General features: G+C 65.7%; 16 protein-coding genes. 10 read left to right on the top strand and 6 right to left on the bottom strand.

Annotated elements, in window-relative coordinates:
- Positions 1 to 2 precede the first annotated feature (2 nt).
- Positions 3 to 428, bottom strand: coding sequence for a helix-turn-helix domain-containing protein (locus AC10V3_RS15090; protein WP_490922422.1), 426 nt, complete (start codon positions 426 to 428; stop codon positions 3 to 5).
- A gap of 20 nt (positions 429 to 448) precedes the next feature.
- Between AC10V3_RS15090 and AC10V3_RS15085 the strand changes: the two genes are divergently transcribed.
- Both AC10V3_RS15085 and AC10V3_RS15080 read left to right on the top strand, forming a co-directional pair.
- Positions 449 to 1,018, top strand: coding sequence for a hypothetical protein (locus AC10V3_RS15085; protein WP_490922421.1), 570 nt, complete (start codon positions 449 to 451; stop codon positions 1,016 to 1,018).
- On the top strand, positions 969 to 2,222 hold the full coding sequence (locus AC10V3_RS15080; RefSeq protein WP_490922420.1) for a tyrosine-type recombinase/integrase: 1,254 nt from the start codon (positions 969 to 971) through the stop codon (positions 2,220 to 2,222). Before AC10V3_RS15085 ends, AC10V3_RS15080 begins: the two co-directional genes overlap by 50 nt.
- Before the next feature lie 296 nt (positions 2,223 to 2,518).
- On the opposite strand, the gene AC10V3_RS15075 is transcribed toward AC10V3_RS15080, so the two are convergent.
- Positions 2,519 to 3,232, bottom strand: coding sequence for a GntR family transcriptional regulator (locus AC10V3_RS15075; protein WP_051369914.1), 714 nt, complete (start codon positions 3,230 to 3,232; stop codon positions 2,519 to 2,521).
- Positions 3,233 to 3,403: 171 nt separating this feature from the next.
- On the opposite strand from AC10V3_RS15075, the gene AC10V3_RS15070 reads away from it, so the two are divergent.
- The 4 genes from AC10V3_RS15070 to AC10V3_RS15055 all read left to right on the top strand — a co-directional run bounded on the left by AC10V3_RS15070 (position 3,404) and on the right by AC10V3_RS15055 (position 7,956).
- Positions 3,404 to 4,135, top strand: coding sequence for an alpha/beta fold hydrolase (locus AC10V3_RS15070; protein ID WP_022536084.1), 732 nt, complete (start codon positions 3,404 to 3,406; stop codon positions 4,133 to 4,135).
- A gap of 21 nt (positions 4,136 to 4,156) precedes the next feature.
- A complete protein-coding gene (locus AC10V3_RS15065) occupies positions 4,157 to 5,422 on the top strand; it encodes an iron-containing alcohol dehydrogenase (protein WP_022536083.1) in 1,266 nt (421 codons plus the stop codon).
- A gap of 169 nt (positions 5,423 to 5,591) precedes the next feature.
- Positions 5,592 to 6,971, top strand: coding sequence for an MFS transporter (locus AC10V3_RS15060; RefSeq protein ID WP_022536082.1), 1,380 nt, complete (start codon positions 5,592 to 5,594; stop codon positions 6,969 to 6,971).
- A gap of 178 nt (positions 6,972 to 7,149) precedes the next feature.
- Complete coding sequence (locus AC10V3_RS15055; RefSeq protein WP_022536081.1) at positions 7,150 to 7,956, top strand: hypothetical protein; 807 nt, start codon at positions 7,150 to 7,152, stop codon at positions 7,954 to 7,956.
- A gap of 47 nt (positions 7,957 to 8,003) precedes the next feature.
- Here the strand turns inward: AC10V3_RS15055 and AC10V3_RS15050 are convergent, their stop codons facing one another.
- The 3 genes from AC10V3_RS15050 to AC10V3_RS15040 are packed head-to-tail and all read right to left on the bottom strand — an operon-like array spanning position 8,004 to position 10,989.
- Complete coding sequence (locus tag AC10V3_RS15050; RefSeq protein WP_022536080.1) at positions 8,004 to 8,774, bottom strand: enoyl-CoA hydratase/isomerase family protein; 771 nt, start codon at positions 8,772 to 8,774, stop codon at positions 8,004 to 8,006.
- A 23-nt stretch (positions 8,775 to 8,797) separates the two neighbouring features.
- Positions 8,798 to 10,000, bottom strand: coding sequence for a CaiB/BaiF CoA transferase family protein (locus AC10V3_RS15045; protein WP_041681549.1), 1,203 nt, complete (start codon positions 9,998 to 10,000; stop codon positions 8,798 to 8,800).
- Positions 10,001 to 10,014: 14 nt separating this feature from the next.
- Entirely contained in the window at positions 10,015 to 10,989 is a 975-nt protein-coding gene (locus AC10V3_RS15040; protein WP_022536078.1) for a Bug family tripartite tricarboxylate transporter substrate binding protein, read from the bottom strand.
- A 155-nt stretch (positions 10,990 to 11,144) separates the two neighbouring features.
- Here AC10V3_RS15040 and AC10V3_RS15035 point away from each other — a divergent pair, with 155 nt between their 5' ends.
- The 3 genes from AC10V3_RS15035 (at position 11,145) to AC10V3_RS15025 (ending at position 14,941) form a co-directional block, all read left to right on the top strand.
- A complete protein-coding gene (locus AC10V3_RS15035) occupies positions 11,145 to 12,104 on the top strand; it encodes a LysR family transcriptional regulator (RefSeq protein WP_022536077.1) in 960 nt (319 codons plus the stop codon).
- Between the two features lie 246 nt (positions 12,105 to 12,350).
- Positions 12,351 to 12,704: a DUF1428 domain-containing protein gene (locus AC10V3_RS15030; RefSeq protein WP_022536076.1), complete on the top strand. Its 354-nt coding sequence runs from the start codon at positions 12,351 to 12,353 to the stop codon at positions 12,702 to 12,704.
- Positions 12,705 to 13,303: 599 nt separating this feature from the next.
- Positions 13,304 to 14,941: an acyl CoA:acetate/3-ketoacid CoA transferase gene (locus AC10V3_RS15025; protein WP_022536073.1), complete on the top strand. Its 1,638-nt coding sequence runs from the start codon at positions 13,304 to 13,306 to the stop codon at positions 14,939 to 14,941.
- An 84-nt stretch (positions 14,942 to 15,025) separates the two neighbouring features.
- On the opposite strand, the gene AC10V3_RS15020 is transcribed toward AC10V3_RS15025, so the two are convergent.
- On the bottom strand, positions 15,026 to 15,178 hold the full coding sequence (locus AC10V3_RS15020; RefSeq protein ID WP_349608806.1) for a hypothetical protein: 153 nt from the start codon (positions 15,176 to 15,178) through the stop codon (positions 15,026 to 15,028).
- Between the two features lie 318 nt (positions 15,179 to 15,496).
- Here AC10V3_RS15020 and AC10V3_RS15015 point away from each other — a divergent pair, with 318 nt between their 5' ends.
- A complete protein-coding gene (locus AC10V3_RS15015; RefSeq protein WP_051369787.1) occupies positions 15,497 to 16,984 on the top strand; it encodes a DEAD/DEAH box helicase in 1,488 nt (495 codons plus the stop codon).
- Positions 16,985 to 17,039: the final 55 nt, after the last annotated feature.

Here is a 17,039-nt window from a genome sequence, read left to right as displayed (position 1 = left end):
GTTCAGGCCTCCACTGTCGCGCGCGACGTTCGCTTCGCTCCCCTGGTGGCCTTGCGCTTCGGCGCCGGTTCCGGTGGCGCCGGTGCGGGAACGGCGGCGAGCGCGGGCACTTCACGGCGAAGCCGCGCCTGCTGGGTGCTCTTCGCGCGCCCCTCATCCAGCCAGGCGTCCAGGTCGTCCTTGAAGTACCAGACGAAGCCGCGCTTCACGAACGCAGGACCCTTTCCCTGGCTGCGCCAGATGGCCATCGTCTTTTCCGAGCGCCCGAGGTAGGACGCGGCCGACTTGGTGTCCATACGGCCATCGGGCAGGACCACAACATCGCTCATGGGAATCCCTTGGTTGTTTGCAGGTGTTTTCAGCGTAGTCGAAAAAAGCTTGATGTAGTTGAAACAACCATATAACGTGGAAGCATCGAGAACTTTCAAGAACCTGCGACCCAACGGACATGACTACACAGAAGAAGGCGAGACCAGCAGCCGATGCTGGCAAGACGGCGATTGAACGCGCCGTGGAAAAAGCGACGTCGCGCGGCTCGCGATCGGGGCGAACGGAAGTTGTGCCGGTACGCCTGGACCCACGACTGCGCTACATGGCAGAACTGGCGGCACGGACGGAGCGACGTTCGCTGAGTTCATTCATCGAGGGGGCGACCGAGCGCGCGATCAATGAGGTAGTGCTGGCGGACGGCAAGCGGCTCGGGATACCCGACGTCAGGCTTGGGCAGGTGGCCGACATGCTTTGGGATACCGATCCGCAGGAACGGCTCGCCACGCTCGGGCTGATGTATCCGCACTTGCTGACCTACGACGAGCAGCTCGCCTACCGAGAGCTGCAGGCCGATGAGGCCTGGCAGACGGCGCGCATGAAAAAGCACTATGGCGATGAGGTTGACATGACGACCTTTGTTGACGCCTTTGTCGACCAGCCAGAAAAGCTGCGGCTGATAGAGGAAATATTTGCCTCACATGGCATCCGCACCAACTACACGACAGGCAAGGGCGGCAAGCATGGCTAAGACCTTCACCAAGCTGACGCGGCCGGCCATGCGCGCCTTGGCGGCGGGCGAGAAGATCATCGAGCACGGCATCACCTTCTCCCGGCTGGCGAATGGGGACGGCGTCTTCACAATCGCCGCGATGGTGGACAAGCAGCGCATCCACCGGACGGTCGGCAAGGAATCTGACGGCTGCACCCGGACGCAGGCCGAGGAGTACATCGAGAAGCTGCGCGTCGACGCCAAGCACGATCGCCTGGCGCTACCCAGGGGACGCAAGGTCGCGCTGTGCTTTCGCGACGCGGCCAAGCAGTACCTGCAGCGGCTCGAGGAGGGCGGCGGCAAGGATATCAAGGGCAAGCGCCAGAAGTTGACGTTGCACCTGGTCCCGTTCTTCGGGGACATGCCATTGAACAAGATCGGGGTCTTTGACATCGAGCGCTACAAGAAGCAGCGCCTGAGCGAGCCCACCTTGCGCGGCGGCGACCGCAGAAGCAAGGCTGTGCGCGAGAACGGGAACAAACCCTCTGCACCCGCCAAAACAGCAGCACCGGCCTCGGTGAACCGCGAGCTGGCCGTCCTCAGCCACCTATTCAACGCGGCGGTCGAGTGGAGCTGGCTGCCGGCCCGTCCAGCGCGCGTGAAGCGCTTCAAGGAAAGCAACGGCCGCATCGTCTACTTGACCACGGAACAGGCGGCGCGGCTCATTGAAGCGGCGAAGGCAGACACCAGCCCAGCGGTGTATGCGTTTATCGTTATCGGTCTGAATACTGGCATGCGCACCAGCGAGATCCTGCGCATGCAACGCGAACATGTCGACGCGGATCGCTTTCGCATCCATATCCCGAAGGCGAAGGCCGGCATGCGCGAGCAGCCCATTACAGCCGACCTGGCAGACTTCCTGAAGCGGTACATCGAGGGACTTCCACCGGGCACGCCGTGGCTTTTTCCTTCGGCAGCATCTAAGAGCGGGCACCTGAACGACATCCGGCATCCCTACCGGCGCGTGGTGGCGGCAGCCGGCCTGGATCCGGATCAGATCATTCGGCACACCCTGCGACATACGGCGATCAGCCACCTGGTGCAGGCCGGCGTGGACTTGCCGACCGTGCAGCGAATCAGCGGTCACAAGACCCTCGCGATGGTGGTCAAGTACAGCCACCAGAATGGCGAGCACGTCAGCCAGGCAATGGACAAGTTGCAGCAGCGCCTGAAGATCGCCTAACGCGGCCGGTTCCTTGTGTAGTTCCTGTGTACTTGTGCAGAAAAAAGCCGAGAAAAGTGAGGAATGCGACGGAATCCGTTTCGATGGCCATGAATGGCGGAAAGCCAGGCGTGTAGCGGGTTTGCGGGAGATTAGAGAAATCCTGAGAAGCGACAAGAATTGCGATTTCGGGAACTCATAATCCGTTGGTGCCGTGTTCGACTCACGGGAGGCCCACCAATGCAATTGAAAAGGGGTTACGGTGAATGCCGTAACCCCTTTTTCTATTCCCGCGTGCGTGAGCGAAGGGCAGCCGGTCAGCGCCGATCGCCCAGTACCGTAGCCCGCGTGAAATCCTCGATATTGTCCAGCAGCGCATCCAGCGCCTTGCCCGCTCCGTCGATATCCCCCTTGGCAATGGCCGCCGCCACATTGGCATGCAGCTTGGCCATCTGCGGCAGGTCCGCAGCTTCCTTGTAGTGCAGATACCAGAAGCGTCGAGACAGCCCGTGCATCAACCGCATCGCGCCTTCGGCAAACTCGTTGCGCGCGGCGGCCAGGCATAGCTCATTGAACTCGCGGTCGGCGCGCACGAAGGACACATCGTCGCCGTTCTTGGCGGACTGCGCGAATTCCGTGGCCAGGCGCTTGAAGTGCGCGCGTTCGTCGGCGTTGGCGCGGCGCGCGGCGCTGCGGCAGATCAGCCGTTCGACTTCGCGGCGGGTTTCCAGCAGCCGCAGTTGCTTGCCCACGTCGATGGGCGGCACCAGCAGGCCCCGTTGCGGCAACACGACCACCAGGTGCTCGCGCGCCAGGCGCTGGATGGCTTCGCGGATCGGCGTGCGCCCGATGCCGGTCATCTCGCTCAGTTGCAGTTCCGAGATCGATGAGCCGGGCGCCAGCCGCAGCGTGATGATCGCTTCCTCGATCTGTTCGTAGGCGAGGTCGGTCAGCCGGCCGCGCAGTCCGGGGGTCTGCTCGGCCGCTTCGTCCTCGGCCGGAGGCGGGGCTGCCTTATTGCGGGTTGCCATCTTGCCAGTGCCAGTCATTGCGGTCGGTAGTGTGCGCAGGTTGTCAATTGTATATGACGTTCCGGGCAGTTCCCCCGCGGGGAGGGTAAGGGCGGCGTTCGTATTCTTCATTGCCATATTTCCGTCTGCTGCTATGATACAACTAATATATTAGATGGACGGAAGAGGGATATGGATATTTTGCGAAGCGGTGAGGGGCCGGTGCGCGTGGTGGCGGTGCACGGCATCCAGGGTACCAACGCCGCGTGGCTGCCGCTGGCGCAGGCGCTGCGGCGCGAATGCCGCTTTGTGCTGCCGAACCTGTGGGGACGCGGGGACGCAGCCCGACCTGTGTCGCCGACCGATTGCACGCTGGAGAGCTATGCGGCCATGCTGCGCGCGGTGATCGAGGCCGAGGCGGGTGACGAACCCTACGTGCTGGCAGGCTGGAGCATGGGCGTGTCGGTGGCACTGTGCCTCGCGGCGCAGTCCCTTCGCGACGGACGCGGTCCCAGCGGCCTGCTGCTGCTGTCCGGTTCGCCGCAACTGACTTCGGCGCGGTGGTTCCGGGCCACCGACGAGCCGCATTTGCTGGCCGAGATCGCGGCGCGCGAGCGGCGCCTGGGGCTGGCGCAGGCGGCCGACCACCAGACCGTGGCCTGGACCTGGCAGGCACTGCGCATCACCGACCAGCGCGGCCGGCTGCCGTCGCTGCGCCTGCCCGCGCTGGTTGTGCATGGCGAAGCTGATGACGATTGCCCGGCTCAGCATGCCCGCGCGCTGGCCGCAGGCCTGCCCGAGGCCAGCCTCGTGATGCTGCCCGGCGCTGGCCACGGCATCCTGGCCGCCAATACCGCAGATGTCGCCGCTGCCGTGCGCGCGCACTTGCCGCGGCTCGCCGCTGCGACACCTACTGCCGCCTGAACGTTTCCCAAGGAGTCATCGATGAGAGTTGAGGACCTGGTGTTCTTCTGCGCGCCTTCGCGCCTGATCGTCGGCCCTGGCACGCGTGCCGGCCTGCCCGCGCTGCTGGCGCAACTTGGCTATCGCAGCGGGGTGCTGGTGACGGATACGTTTTTCACCAGCCAGACCCCGTGGGTGAAGGAGTACGTCGAAGCCGCGCGGGCCCTGGGCATCGAGACCGTGGTCTACGACGGCGGCATCCCCGATCCCACCACCACGCTGTGCGACGACGCCACGGCCTCGGTGCGTGCGCGCCTCGCCGGTCGCGCGCCGGATCATGTGATCGCGCTGGGGGGCGGCAGCAATATCGACCTGGCCAAGGCGCTGTGCCTGACCTTACCAGCAGGACGCGCCATCGGCGCATTTGCCGGCACCATCGATGGTGCCACGCCGGTGCTGCCGCTGGTGGCGTTGCCGACCACCGCCGGCACCGGCTCCGAAGCGACGCCCGGCGCCATCCTGGTCGATCCCGCCAACGCCACCAAGATCGCCGTGATGGACAACCGGCTGCGCCCGGGCATTGCGCTGGTCGATCCCGAGTTCACCTACACCTGCCCGCCGCGCGTTACCGCCGACGCCGGCATCGATGCGCTGACCCATGCAATCGAGTCCTACCTGACCATCGATTCCTTCGCCTATGACCGTGCCGGCAATCCCGATCCCGGCTACAGCGGCCGCAACGGCATCACCATGCTGTTCGCGCGCGAGTCGATTCGCCTGTGCGCGCGCTACCTGCTGCGTGTGTACCGGGACGGCAGCGATACCGAGGCGCGCGTGGGGATGGCCTACGCCAGCCTCTATGCGGCACTCTCGTATGGCAGCGCCGGGCTTAACGCGGTCCATGGCATTGCGTACGGCGTGGCGGGCATCACCCACAAGTCGCACGGCAGCACCAATGCGGTGGTGCTGCCCTATGTGCTCGACGCACTCGCGCAGGAACGGCGTGCCGAACTGCTGGAAGTGGCGGACCTGTTCGGCATCGTGCAGGGTAGCGAAGCCGAGCGGGTGGCGCGCCTGCCGTTGGTGATCCGCGAGCTGGTGGAGGCGCTCGGCATTCCAGGCACCCTGGCCGACTTCGGCATCGCCCAGGAACAACTTCCTTCACTGGTGCACGACGCGCTGGGCGTCGCGCGACTGGCCAAGGCACTCCCGGTGGCGGACGTGCCGCAGTGCTACAGCAAGATCATCCACGACGCCTGGCACGGCACGCTGCACGCCGAGACCGGCAACGCACGACAGGCGGCCTGAGCGGCACGCGGGGGGCCTTGCATAGGCCCGCCCCCAAAAATCCCATCGCTGCCCCTCACGGGGTTTTCCCTGAAACCCAATGTTTATCACTTGCATGCTTCTGAGATGCAACTAATATATTAGATAGATGGCGCCCCCGATGCCGTCATAGACCACACAGGAGACAGACATGGATATGTCGGCAGGCAGCCTCAGGCTGAGCGCCGGGATCGCTGCCCGGTTGGAACGCTTGCCCATGACGGGCTACCAGCGTTCATTGTTTGGCATCATCGCCACGGCATGGTTCTTCGATTCGATGGACCTCGGGCTGATGACCTTCGTGCTCGGCTCGATCAAGGCCGAGTTCGGGCTCAGCGCGGCGCAGGCCGGCCTGCTGGCCAGCGCCAGTTTCCTCGGCATGTTCGCCGGCGCGGCCTCGGCCGGCATGCTGGCGGACCGCTTCGGGCGCAAGCCGGTATTCCAGATCAGCATGATCTTCTGGGGCGTGGGCAGCCTGATGTGCGGGCTGGCTGACAGCGTGACGGCGCTGATGCTCTACCGCGTGCTGCTCGGCTTCGGCATGGGCATGGAATTCCCGATCGGGCTGTCGATGGTGTCGGAGATCGTCCCGGCAAAGAGCCGGGGCAAGTACGTTGCAATCCTTGAAGGCTTCTGGCCCATCGGCTTTATCGCGGCGGGCGTGCTGACGTACTTCCTGCTGCCGGTGATCGGCTGGCGTGGCATCTTCATTGCCCTGTCGGTGCCGGCGGTCTTTGTCTTCGTGGTACGCCGCCGCGTGCCCGAGTCGCCGCGCTGGCTCGAGGAAGTGGGGCGTGACCGCGAAGCCGACCACATCATGGCGAACATCGAGCACCACGTGCAACGCGCCAGCGGCAAGCCGCTGCCGCCGGTTGACGATACCTTCGCCCCGCCGCAGCGGCGTGCGCGCAAGGCGCTGTTCGCCGAGCTCTGGCACGGCCCCTACGCAAAGCGCACGCTGATGCTGTGGGCGGTCTGGTTCTTTGCGCTGCTCGGCTACTACGGCCTCACCACCTGGCTCGGTGCGCTGCTGCAGCAGGCCGGCTATGCCGTCACCAAGTCCGTGCTGTACACGGTCTACATCTCACTGGCAGGCATTCCCGGCTTCCTGTTCTCGGCCTGGTTGCTGGAGAAGTGGGGGCGCAAGCCGACCTGTGCCTTGATGCTCATCGGCAGCGCGCTGGCTGCGTATGCCTACGGCCAGGCCGCCGTGCACCGGCTGCCGGTCGAGCAGCTGATTGCCGCCGGGCTGTGCATGCAGTTCTTCCTGTTCGGCATGTGGTCGGTGCTGTACGCCTATACACCGGAGCTGTATCCCACGCGGTCGCGCGGCACCGGCTCGGGCTTTGCCTCATCGATCGGTCGGGTGGGATCGCTTGCCGGCCCCTACCTGGTGGGCGTGCTGCTCCCGGTTGCGGGGCAGGGCGGCGTGTTCACGATGGGGGCGCTGTCGTTTGCGGTCGCGGCCGTTGTCGTGCTGCTGTTCGGCGTCGAGACCAAGGGCAAGGCGCTGGAGGAAGTCTCGAACTAGCCCACCGCAGTTCCCCTGAGATGGCCCCTGGCGCAAGACAGGGGCCTTTGCTTTTGGTGCGCTGGCCGTGGTCTGCGAGCGCCAGCAAATCGGCCCTGCAAAAATCCCCCACGCGCCTTGACAGGGCGTGATATCCGACTAATATATTAGTTACGTATCATCAAACGAGGAGACAGCCATGATGACCGAACGGCAGCGCAAATTCCGCGAACAGTACAAGGCCGATATCAGCCCGCTCTACAACGGCCTGCTGCATATCGTGGTGATCTACGGCGTCGGCGCCGCCGCGCTGTATTACGCCTTCGGGCAACTGCAGCACGCCGCCTGGGAATGGGCGCTGGTGCTGCCGGTGTTCCTGGCCGGCAATTTCGTCGAATGGGCGATGCACAAGTACGTGATGCACCGCCGGATCGACGTGTTCGCGCTGCGCGCCATCTACGAGCGCCATACGCGCCAGCACCACCAGTACTTCACCGATGAAGAGCCGACCATCGATACCACCCGCGAATTCCGCATCGTGTTCTTCCCGTGGCGGGTGCTGACCACGCTCGGCGTAGGCGGCGGTGCGCTCGGCTACCTGGCCTCGGTGCTGCTCAACAGCAATGCCGGCTGGGTCGTGTTCATGACGATGGTGGCGCAGTACCTGGTCTACGAGACCTTCCACTACTGCTGCCACGTGCATGAGAACTGGTTCGTGCGCAACATGCCCTTTGTCAACACGATCCGCCGCCACCACACCGCACATCACAACATGGGCATCATGATGAAGTACAACATGAACCTCACGTTCCCGATCGCCGACTGGTTCATGGACACCAGCGACCTGCGCCGCGGCCTGGCCGGCCACCTGTTCAACGGCTACAGCGAGAAGCACGTCAAGGAGGAGCTCAAGCCCATCATCCGCAAGTTCCGCCACGACCATTCGCGCGTCACGCTGGATGGTCCTGAGCTGACCGATGACGAACGCAGCGTGATGGCCGCATGAGTGTATCCACCGCATGCGAACCCTCCCTGGTTGGCTGATCTATCCTGTCAGGCGCCCCACACGGGGCGCCGCTTCTCCATAAAGGCAGCTATCCCTTCCCTGGCATCGTCGGTCGCCGCGACCTGGCAAAACGTATCGACCGCATACGACACGCCGCGGCGATAGCCGCTGTCAACGGCGCGATGGAAGGCGGCGCGACCCATCTGCATGGCCGTTGTCGATTTGCCCACCAGCGTCGCTGCCAGCGCGCGCGCTTGCGCGAGCACGTCCTCGTCTTTCACCACACGGTTCACCAGGTGCATGGCCTGCGCTTGCGCCGCGTCAAACGCGCGCCCGGTGAACAGGAGGTCGAACGCCACGTGCCGGCCGACGATGCGCGGCAGATGCGTGAAGTGGATCGCCGGCAGCATGCCGACGTCGATCTCCGGATAGCCAAAGGTGGCGCTTTCCGCGGCCACGATCAGGTCGCAGGAGATCGCTAGCGTCATGCCGCCACCACGCGCCGCGCCGCTGATCGCCGCGATGGAGGGTTTGCCGAGGTTGTATTGGGCATCGCATAGCTGGACGTAGAGCTTGTCGAGCAGGGTATGGACCTCGGACGGCGATGCGCCTTGCAGGGCTGCGATGTCGAGTCCCGCGCAGAAGCGGCCAGGTACGGCGCTGGCAATGATCACCGCACGCGCGCTATCGTCTGCGGCGGCTTGCGCCAATGCATCCAGCAGGGCACCGATCATCGGAATCGTCAGTGCATTGACGGGTGGATTGTCGAGCAGGATCTCCGCGACATGGTTGCGCACGGTGTAAGAAAGAAGAGGCATGAGTGCTCCAGGTTGTTCAGGCTTCAGGCAGAGGGCGTGCTGGTAGCGACGGCGCCTGCTTGTGTCAGGCGGGCGATGTCTTCCGGATCGTAGCCAGCCTCATGGAGGATGGCTTTCGTGTGTTCGCCAAGCAGCGGCGCGGTGCGCCGGGCAGTGCGCGGCGCCTGCCCGAACCGGATAGGCAGCCCCACGTTCTTGACAGTGCCGAGAACCGGATGCTGTGAAGAGACGATCAGCCCGCGCGCCTGCACCTGAGGATGGTTCAATGCCTGATCCAGGGTATTGATCGGCGAACACGCAACGCCGGCCTGCCGAAGGCCGTTGAGCCAGAAGTCCAAGGGCTTGCGGGCAACGCGGTCCTGCACCAGCGCCACGGTACGCGCGAAATTCCTGACGCGGTCGGCGTTGGTGGCGAAATCCGGGTGATCCACCCAGTCGTCCAGCTCTGCCACGGCGCAGAAGCGGCGCCATTGCGCGTCGTTGCCGACGCCGAGCATGAGCGGCCCGTCGGCGGCCTCGAACGCCTGGTAAGGCGACATCGACGGGTGCGCGGTCCCCATTTTCTGCGGCACGGCGCCCGTGCGCCAATAATTCTGCGCCATGTAGCCCATGAAGCCGAGCGCGGTTTCCATCAGCGCCACTTCCACATAGACGCCCTTGCCGGTCGCCTGGCGCTCGATCAGGGCAGCCAGGATGCCGCTGAGCGCGTGCATGCCTGTGCCAATGTCCACGGGTGAGAAGCTGGCGCGCGCATAGCTTCCTCCGGGTTCCCCCATCGTGCTGATCATGCCGCTGAATGCCTGCAGCATGACGTCATAGCCTGGCTCGTGTCCGAGCGGCCCGTCACGGCCGTAGCCGGAGATCTCGCAGTAGATCATCCGCGGATTGAGGGCGCGCAGGGTTTCGTAGTCCACACCCAGCTTCGCCGCGGTGCCGCCGCCGAAACCCTGCAGTACCACGTCTGACTGCGCCGCGAGGCGCTGTACCACCTCGCGGCCAGCCTCGCTCTTCAGGTCCACGGCGATGCTGCGCTTGTTGTGGTTGACGGACAGGAACACGGCCGACTGCCCGGCTTCCTGGGGCAGCCAGGCGCGGGTATCGTCGCCCTTGCCGATCGGCTCCACCTTGGTCACGTCCGCGCCAAGCTCGCCCAGGTACTGGCCGCACAGCGGTCCGGCCAGGACTTTGCTCAGGTCCAGGACGCGGATGCCTTTCAATGGTTGCATGGTGACTGGTCCGTTCATTGAGGTTTGATGCCGAGGCCGCGTGCTACCGAGGTCCAGCGTTCGGCGTCACGTTGCACGAAGGCGTCGAGCTCGCTGCTGCGCGTGGGCATGGGCTCTGCGCCCCGTGCGCGCAGCGCGGCGATGTAGTCTGGATCTGCGACTGCCTTCGCCGCCGCAGCGCGCAGCCGATCGATCACCGCCTTGGGCGTGTGCGCCGGGGCTTGCAGCGAGAACCAGAATTTCTTGTCCACGTCGGGATAGCCAGCCTCTTTCAGCGTTGGCACATCGGGCAGCATCGGCGAGCGGCCCGAAGCAGTGATTGCCAGCGCGCGCAGCTTGCCCCCCTGGATCTGGCCAATGCAGGTCGTGAACGAGTCGAAGACGAAATCGACCTGGCCGGCCATGACATCGGTCAGCGCGGGGGAACTGCCCTTGTACGGAATCGCCATCGCGCTGAAACCGGCCGCCTTCTGCAACAGCGCCGCATAAATGTGCGGCGAGGTGCCGGCACCGAAGGTGGCATAGGTGAGCCCGTCGGCCCTGGACTTGCCGATGCGCACCAGGTCTGCGACAGACCTGACGGGGAGTTTGTCAGGGTGCACGACCAGCACGTTGGGCATGGCAGCCGTGGTCGCAATCGGTTTGAAGTCGCGTAGCGGCTGGAAGCGCGCACTGGGGTACATCAGAGGATTGACCGCGTGCATGCCGACGGTGTTGTGCAGCAGCGTATAGCCGTCGGCGTCGGCGTCCAGGACGTTCTGTGCGCCCAGGTTGCCGCTCGCTCCGGGCCGGTTGTCGATGACGACCGGTTGCCCCAGTTCGCGGGAAAGCGGCGTGGCGAGCAGGCGGGCGATGAAATCGGTCGGTCCGCCTGCCGCGAACGGCACGAGGAGCTTGATGGGACGCGTTGGCCAGCCGGCGGCCAGCACTGGCCGCGCCAGCATCGACACGGCGGCGCCGAGCATGAGCGAGCGGCGTTTCGGGTTCATAGGTGTCTCCGGTGTGTCAGCAAACTTCGATCGCCATGTGGCGATGTGGCTGACATCTTGGCGACGGCCGGGGTATATGTCGAAGACAAGTTTTTGATGCCCGGTATAAGATTCCAATATGCCAAATGCACTCTCACTCTGACCGGGACAACAGCATGGCCCTGGACCTGCGCACACTCCGATCCTTTATGGCGGTGGCCTCGGCCGGCTCCATTTCACGCGCCGCCGAGCGCATGCACCTGGCCCAGCCGGCCCTGAGCCTGCAGATCAAGAACCTGGAAGAAGAGCTTGGTACGGCGTTGTTCGACCGGACCCCGAAAGGTGTCACGCCGACAGCGGCGGGGGTCATGCTGCTTGGCCATGCCGCCGATATCCTCAAGCGGGTGGATGTGGCGGTCGAAGAGATCCGTACGGCTGTGCGGGAACCCAGGGGGCGCGTGGCGGTGGGATTGCCACAATCGATGGCCAAGCTGGTGACGGTCCCGCTGGTGCGCGAAGTTGTCGCGCGTTGGCCGGACGTTTACCTGCAGATCATCGAGTTGAGCACTGGCTATATTCCCCAGAACCTCCTGACCGGGCATATCGATATCGGCATGACCTTTGGCGGGGGCCCCGAACCCGGGCTGCGCAGCGATCTGCTGCTGGAGGAAGACCTAGTGCTGGTTGGCCCGCCGGGCACGCTGTCGAGCTTGCCCGGCGCCGCTGTGGCGGAAGCCATGACGGTGTCCTTCGGCGACCTGTCGCAACTGCCGATGATCCTGCCGGCCAGCTTGCATGGCCTGCGCAGCCTGATCGAGCGGCACTGCGCGTCGCATGATGTGCAATTGCGCATCGTTGCGGAAGTCAACGCCATTCCGGAGTTGATTGCACTCACGGCGGCTGGTGTCGGTTACACGATCCTCTCCCATGCAGCCGTACGCCAGGAGCTGGAAGCCGGATTGCTGTCGTGCGCGCGGATCGTGAATCCTGGCCTGGCGCGGCAGGTGTACATCTGCAGGTCAGCCACTTCACCCGTTTCGCTGGCCGTCAACGCTGTCTGGAACCAGTTGATTGGTATCGCCGAAGGACTCGTGGCGAGTGGCGCCTGGCCGGCGCATCTGCCATCTGCGCGCTGACCCTTCTGACGGGCCGTTTGCCGCGCCCCGATGCCCCGTCGGGCCCAGCGCGTGCTTCGACAGCGCACAAACGACGCGCCCGGACGGTCCAGCAGATCGCGCCGGCACACTTGCAGCACGGCAAGCATCTTTCAGGCCACGTGACGGCTCTGGCGCCTCGGCTGCGATGGACTATCGTAGTCAGACGCGGGCGGTGGCCCCTGCGGTGCCGCCACTCAACCGTTCAACCCGATCAGGAGGCAGTCAATGTCCTATATCGACGGATTCTTGCTGGCCGTACCGCAAGCGAATCGCGAGACCTATCGCCAGGTGGCGCAGAAGGCGGCCGCGGTGTTCAAGGAACACGGCGCGCTGAAGGTGGTGGAATGCTGGGGCGACGATGTGCCGGAAGGCAAGGTCACGTCCTTTACGATGGCGGTCAAGCGCAAGGACGATGAAGCGGTGGTGTTCTCGTGGATCCTGTGGCCGTCGCGCGAAAAGCGCGATTCGGGCATGAAGGCGGCGATGGAGGATCCGCGCCTGAAGGAAGGCATGGACAATATGCCGTTCGATGGCCAGCGGATGATCTTCGGTGGCTTCGAGGTAATCGTCGACGAGTAGCCGAGCAGGTCCGTCTGCGGAATTCGCCGTGCCGGCGCTGCGACGCCGGCGCGGCTGCAAATGATTTCAGATCAGGTGGAAGACCATGCCGAGGGCGATCGCGCCGCCCAGGGTTTCCACTGCTGCGAGGGCAAGGAGGTTCTTCAGTACGAACGCCTCTTCTTTCTTCGTCACCATGGTCTGTCTCCCGGTCATTGGAATATTTCTGGCGCCATCGACTGCGGTATCGCGAGGCTTCGGCGATGCCAGGCTGTCGACGTGATTCCAGTAGACCGCAAGCGCAGGCGGGCCGGAAGCTGGCAAAAACCCGCTCGGAGAAAACCCGGATACCCTGCTGGCAGGGCAAAGGTGATGATTGACAGGCTTTGCAGGGCGCGGCGCGCGGGATGCGCCGGCCGGTCGTTCATGTTGCGGCGGCCCGCAATTGGGTGATGCTGGCCGCGGCGCGATACGCCAAGATCGAGGCGTGGGTGGTCGAATGATTACCCCGCTACCATTTGAGCCCCGCTGCCTCCCCGGCACGCGGGGCTTTTCTACATCCGGGCTCGGTTGCCGCAGCAGGGCGACATGGAGCGACACCACAAGAACCGGAGACAGCGATGAAGGTGATCACCGCACGCGAAGCGGCCGCCCTGGTGCAGGACGGCTGGACCGTGGCCAGCGCCGGCTTTGTCGGTGCCGGCCACGCCGAGGCCGTGACCGAGGCGCTGGAGCAGCGCTTCCTGCACGGCGGGCTGCCGCGCGATCTGACGCTGGTGTACTCGGCGGGGCAGGGCGATCGTGGCGCCCGCGGCGTGAACCACTTCGGCAATGCCGGCATGACCGCCAGCATCGTCGGCGGCCACTGGCGCTCGGCCACGCGGCTGGCGGCGCTGGCGATGGCCGAGCAGTGCGAGGGCTACAACCTGCCGCAGGGCGTGCTGACGCACCTGTACCGCGCCATCGCGGGCGGCAAGCCCGGCGTGATGACGAAGATCGGACTGCATACCTTCGTCGATCCGCGCACCGCGCAGGATTCGCGCTATCACGGCGGCGCCGTCAACGAGCGCGCGCGCCAGGCGCTGGCCGAGGGCAAGGCGTGCTGGGTCGAGGCGGTCGATTTCCGCGGCGACGAATACCTGTTCTACCCGAGCTTCCGCATCGACTGCGCGCTGATCCGCTGCACCGCGGCCGATACGCGCGGCAACCTCAGCACGCACCGCGAGGCCTTCCACCACGAACTGCTGGCGATGGCGCAGGCCGCGCACAACTCGGGCGGCATCGTGATCGCGCAGGTGGAAAGTCTGGTCGACCACCACGAGATCCTGCAGGCCATCCATGTGCCCGGCATCCTGGTCGACTACGTGGTGGTCTGCGACAACCCGGCCAACCACCAGATGACGTTCGCCGAAGCCTACAATCCGGCCTACGTGACGCCGTGGCAGGGCGAGGCAGCAGCGGCCGAGGCCGACGCGGAGGAGGCAGCGGCGGCGGCCACGGGCCCGCTCGACGCGCGCACGATCGTGCAGCGCCGCGCGGTGATGGAGCTGGCGCGGCGCGCACCGCGCGTGGTCAACCTTGGCGTCGGCATGCCGGCAGCGGTCGGCATGCTGGCGCACCAGGCCGGGCTGCACGGCTTCACTTTGACTGTCGAGGCGGGCCCGATCGGCGGCACCCCCGCTGATGGCCTGAGCTTCGGCGCATCGGCCTATCCGGAAGCCGTGGTCGACCAACCCGCGCAGTTCGATTTCTACGAAGGCGGCGGCATCGACCTGGCCATCCTCGGCCTGGCCGAACTCGATGGCCATGGCAACGTCAACGTCAGCAAGTTCGGCGAAGGCGAGGGCGCTCTGATCGCGGGCGTCGGCGGCTTTATCAACATCACGCAGAGCGCGCGCGCGGTGGTCTTCATGGGCACGCTGACGGCGGGCGGGCTGGAAGTCCGTGCCGGCGACGGCCAGTTGCAGATCGTGCGCGAAGGGCGTGTGAAGAAGATCGTGCCCGAGGTATCGCACCTGAGCTTCAACGGTCCCTACGTGGCGTCGCTCGGCATCCCGGTGCTGTACATCACCGAGCGCGCGGTGTTCGAGATGCGCGCCGCCGACGATGGCGAGGCGCGCCTCACGCTGGTGGAGATCGCGCCAGGCGTGGACCTGCGGCGCGACGTGCTGGACCAGTGCGCGACGCCGGTGGCGGTGGCGCCGGACCTGCGCGAGATGGATGCCCGGCTGTTCCGGGGCGGCACTCTGCGCCTATAAGCCGTTCCCCGTACAAAACGGCATCCGCGGCGACTGAGTCACCTGGATCCCGTCCGGTCGCGCCCGTGGGGGGCGCGGCGAGGGTCAGGCCGGCTGCTGCCCGGTCTGCACCGGCTGGCCGGGTTGCCGCGCGGCCAGCGGCAGGGCCGGCTGGCAGGCCGCTGCGGCCAGGCCAAGGAACTGGCTTGATGTGCGCAGGAACTGCTGGCAGGTCTGGCGGAAAAGCTCGAAGTCCATGTGGTTCTCGGTTGAGGTACGCTGGCGCGGATCGGCGATGGCCACCGCGCCGCTGGCATCTTCCGCTGCCGATATGACAGTTTCTTGAAAACCTGCCAGCCGGCGCCGGGCTTTGTCGCGTCGCGCGTACGCTCCCGCCATACTGGTCACTGCGCGGGCAGAGGTGCTAAAATCTAAGTCTTTGATTCTCTTGGCCAAATGCTGTAGCCAGCAGGGCCGCGCCGGAACCCACCGGCGCCAGGCGAGAGCCAGGGCGAGATGAGTTCCAGACGCGTATCCGTTTGTGCCGGGTTCGCCTCCCGCCAGACACCGATACCCATGACAACTACGACCGCACCAGAACCAACTACCGCTGTGCAGACCTTCGAGAGCTTCGGCCTCGACGCGCGCATCCTGCGCGCCTTGTCCGACCAGGGCTACACCACGCCCACGCCGATCCAGGCGCAGGCGATTCCCGTCGTGCTGCTCGGCAAGGACGTGATGGGCGCCGCCCAGACCGGCACCGGCAAGACCGCCGGCTTTGCGCTGCCGATCATCCAGCGCCTGCTGCCGCTGGCCAATGCCAGCGCCTCGCCGGCGCGACACCCGGTGCGCGCGCTGATGCTGACGCCCACGCGCGAACTGGCCGACCAGGTCTACGACAACGTCGCCCGCTACGCCAAGCACACCGACCTGCGCAGCACGGTGGTGTTCGGCGGCGTCGACATGAACCCCCAGACGGATGCGCTGCGCCGCGGCGTGGAGATCCTGGTGGCCACGCCGGGCCGCCTGCTCGACCACGTGCAGCAGAAGTCGGTCAACCTGTCGCAGGTGCAGATGCTGGTGCTGGACGAAGCCGACCGCATGCTCGACATGGGCTTCCTGCCGGACCTGCAACGCATCATCAACCTGCTGCCGGCGCAGCGCCAGACGCTGCTGTTCTCGGCGACGTTCTCGGCGGAAATCAAGCGGCTGGCTGCCAGCTACCTGAAGCAGCCGGTCACCATCGAAGTCGCGCGCAGCAATTCGACTAACGAGAACGTGCGCCAGATGGTGTACCAGGTCGAAGACGGCCACAAGCAGGCGGCAGTCGTGCACCTGCTCAAGCAGCGTGCCGAGCAGGGGCTGTCGCGCCAGTGCATCGTCTTCGTCAACAGTAAGATCGGCTGCTCGCGCCTGGCGCGGCACCTGGAGCGCGAGGGCATCAACGCCGCCGCCATCCACGGCGACAAGACCCAGACCGAGCGCATGCAGACGCTGGACGGCTTCAAGAGCGGCACCATCGACGCGCTGGTCGCCACCGACGTGGCCGCGCGCGGGCTCGATATTCCCGACATGCCGTGCGTGGTCAACTTCGACGTGCCATACAGCGCCGAAGACTATGTGCACCGTATCGGCCGTACCGGCCGTGCCGGCGCCAGCGGCGACGCGCTGTCGATCTACGTGCCCGGCAATGACGAGCGCCTGCTGTCCGATATCGAGAAGCTGATCAAGCGCAGCATCCCGCGCGGCAAGCTGGAAGGCTTCGACCCGACCGGCGAGCGTGCGCGCCAAGGCGACACCGAGCGCCGCCGCGAGCGTGGCGACGTGCGCCGCGCGCGCGGCAACGGCGAGAGCGAAGAGCGCCCGCGCCGCCACGATCACAGCGGCAGCCGCCAGATGTTCCGCGCCTCGGACGATCCTTTCTTCTCGCGCCCGTACGAGCCCAGCGCCAACAGCACCCAGGCCCAGCCGTCTGAAGAAATGGCCGCCGCGCTGAGCCGCGGCCGACAGGCGCCCAAGCGGCCGGTGGCCGCGCTGCTGGGCGGCGTGCCGCGCAAGTCCTGATCCAGTTGTAGTCCGCGGCGGCCCGCCTGCTCGGGCCATCGCATCAAAGCCGCAC

Source organism: Cupriavidus sp. PB-02, assembly GCF_058252315.1.
The sequence above is the reverse complement of the archived record's forward strand: the minus strand, read 5'-3'. Positions and strand labels throughout refer to the sequence as shown.

Bases quoted from the DNA above. Each gene is read 5' to 3' on its own strand.
- AC10V3_RS15085 (WP_490922421.1), top strand. From the start codon at position 449: ATGACTACACAGAAGAAGGCGAGACCAGCAGCCGATGCTGGCAAGACG.
- AC10V3_RS15080 (WP_490922420.1), top strand. From the start codon at position 969: ATGGCATCCGCACCAACTACACGACAGGCAAGGGCGGCAAGCATGGCT.
- AC10V3_RS15075 (WP_051369914.1), bottom strand. From the start codon at position 3,232: ATGGCAACCCGCAATAAGGCAGCCCCGCCTCCGGCCGAGGACGAAGCG.
- AC10V3_RS15070 (WP_022536084.1), top strand. From the start codon at position 3,404: ATGGATATTTTGCGAAGCGGTGAGGGGCCGGTGCGCGTGGTGGCGGTG.
- AC10V3_RS15065 (WP_022536083.1), top strand. From the start codon at position 4,157: ATGAGAGTTGAGGACCTGGTGTTCTTCTGCGCGCCTTCGCGCCTGATC.
- AC10V3_RS15060 (WP_022536082.1), top strand. From the start codon at position 5,592: ATGGATATGTCGGCAGGCAGCCTCAGGCTGAGCGCCGGGATCGCTGCC.
- AC10V3_RS15055 (WP_022536081.1), top strand. From the start codon at position 7,150: ATGATGACCGAACGGCAGCGCAAATTCCGCGAACAGTACAAGGCCGAT.
- AC10V3_RS15050 (WP_022536080.1), bottom strand. From the start codon at position 8,774: ATGCCTCTTCTTTCTTACACCGTGCGCAACCATGTCGCGGAGATCCTG.
- AC10V3_RS15045 (WP_041681549.1), bottom strand. From the start codon at position 10,000: ATGCAACCATTGAAAGGCATCCGCGTCCTGGACCTGAGCAAAGTCCTG.
- AC10V3_RS15040 (WP_022536078.1), bottom strand. From the start codon at position 10,989: ATGAACCCGAAACGCCGCTCGCTCATGCTCGGCGCCGCCGTGTCGATG.
- AC10V3_RS15035 (WP_022536077.1), top strand. From the start codon at position 11,145: ATGGCCCTGGACCTGCGCACACTCCGATCCTTTATGGCGGTGGCCTCG.
- AC10V3_RS15030 (WP_022536076.1), top strand. From the start codon at position 12,351: ATGTCCTATATCGACGGATTCTTGCTGGCCGTACCGCAAGCGAATCGC.
- AC10V3_RS15025 (WP_022536073.1), top strand. From the start codon at position 13,304: ATGAAGGTGATCACCGCACGCGAAGCGGCCGCCCTGGTGCAGGACGGC.
- AC10V3_RS15020 (WP_349608806.1), bottom strand. From the start codon at position 15,178: ATGGACTTCGAGCTTTTCCGCCAGACCTGCCAGCAGTTCCTGCGCACA.
- AC10V3_RS15015 (WP_051369787.1), top strand. From the start codon at position 15,497: ATGACAACTACGACCGCACCAGAACCAACTACCGCTGTGCAGACCTTC.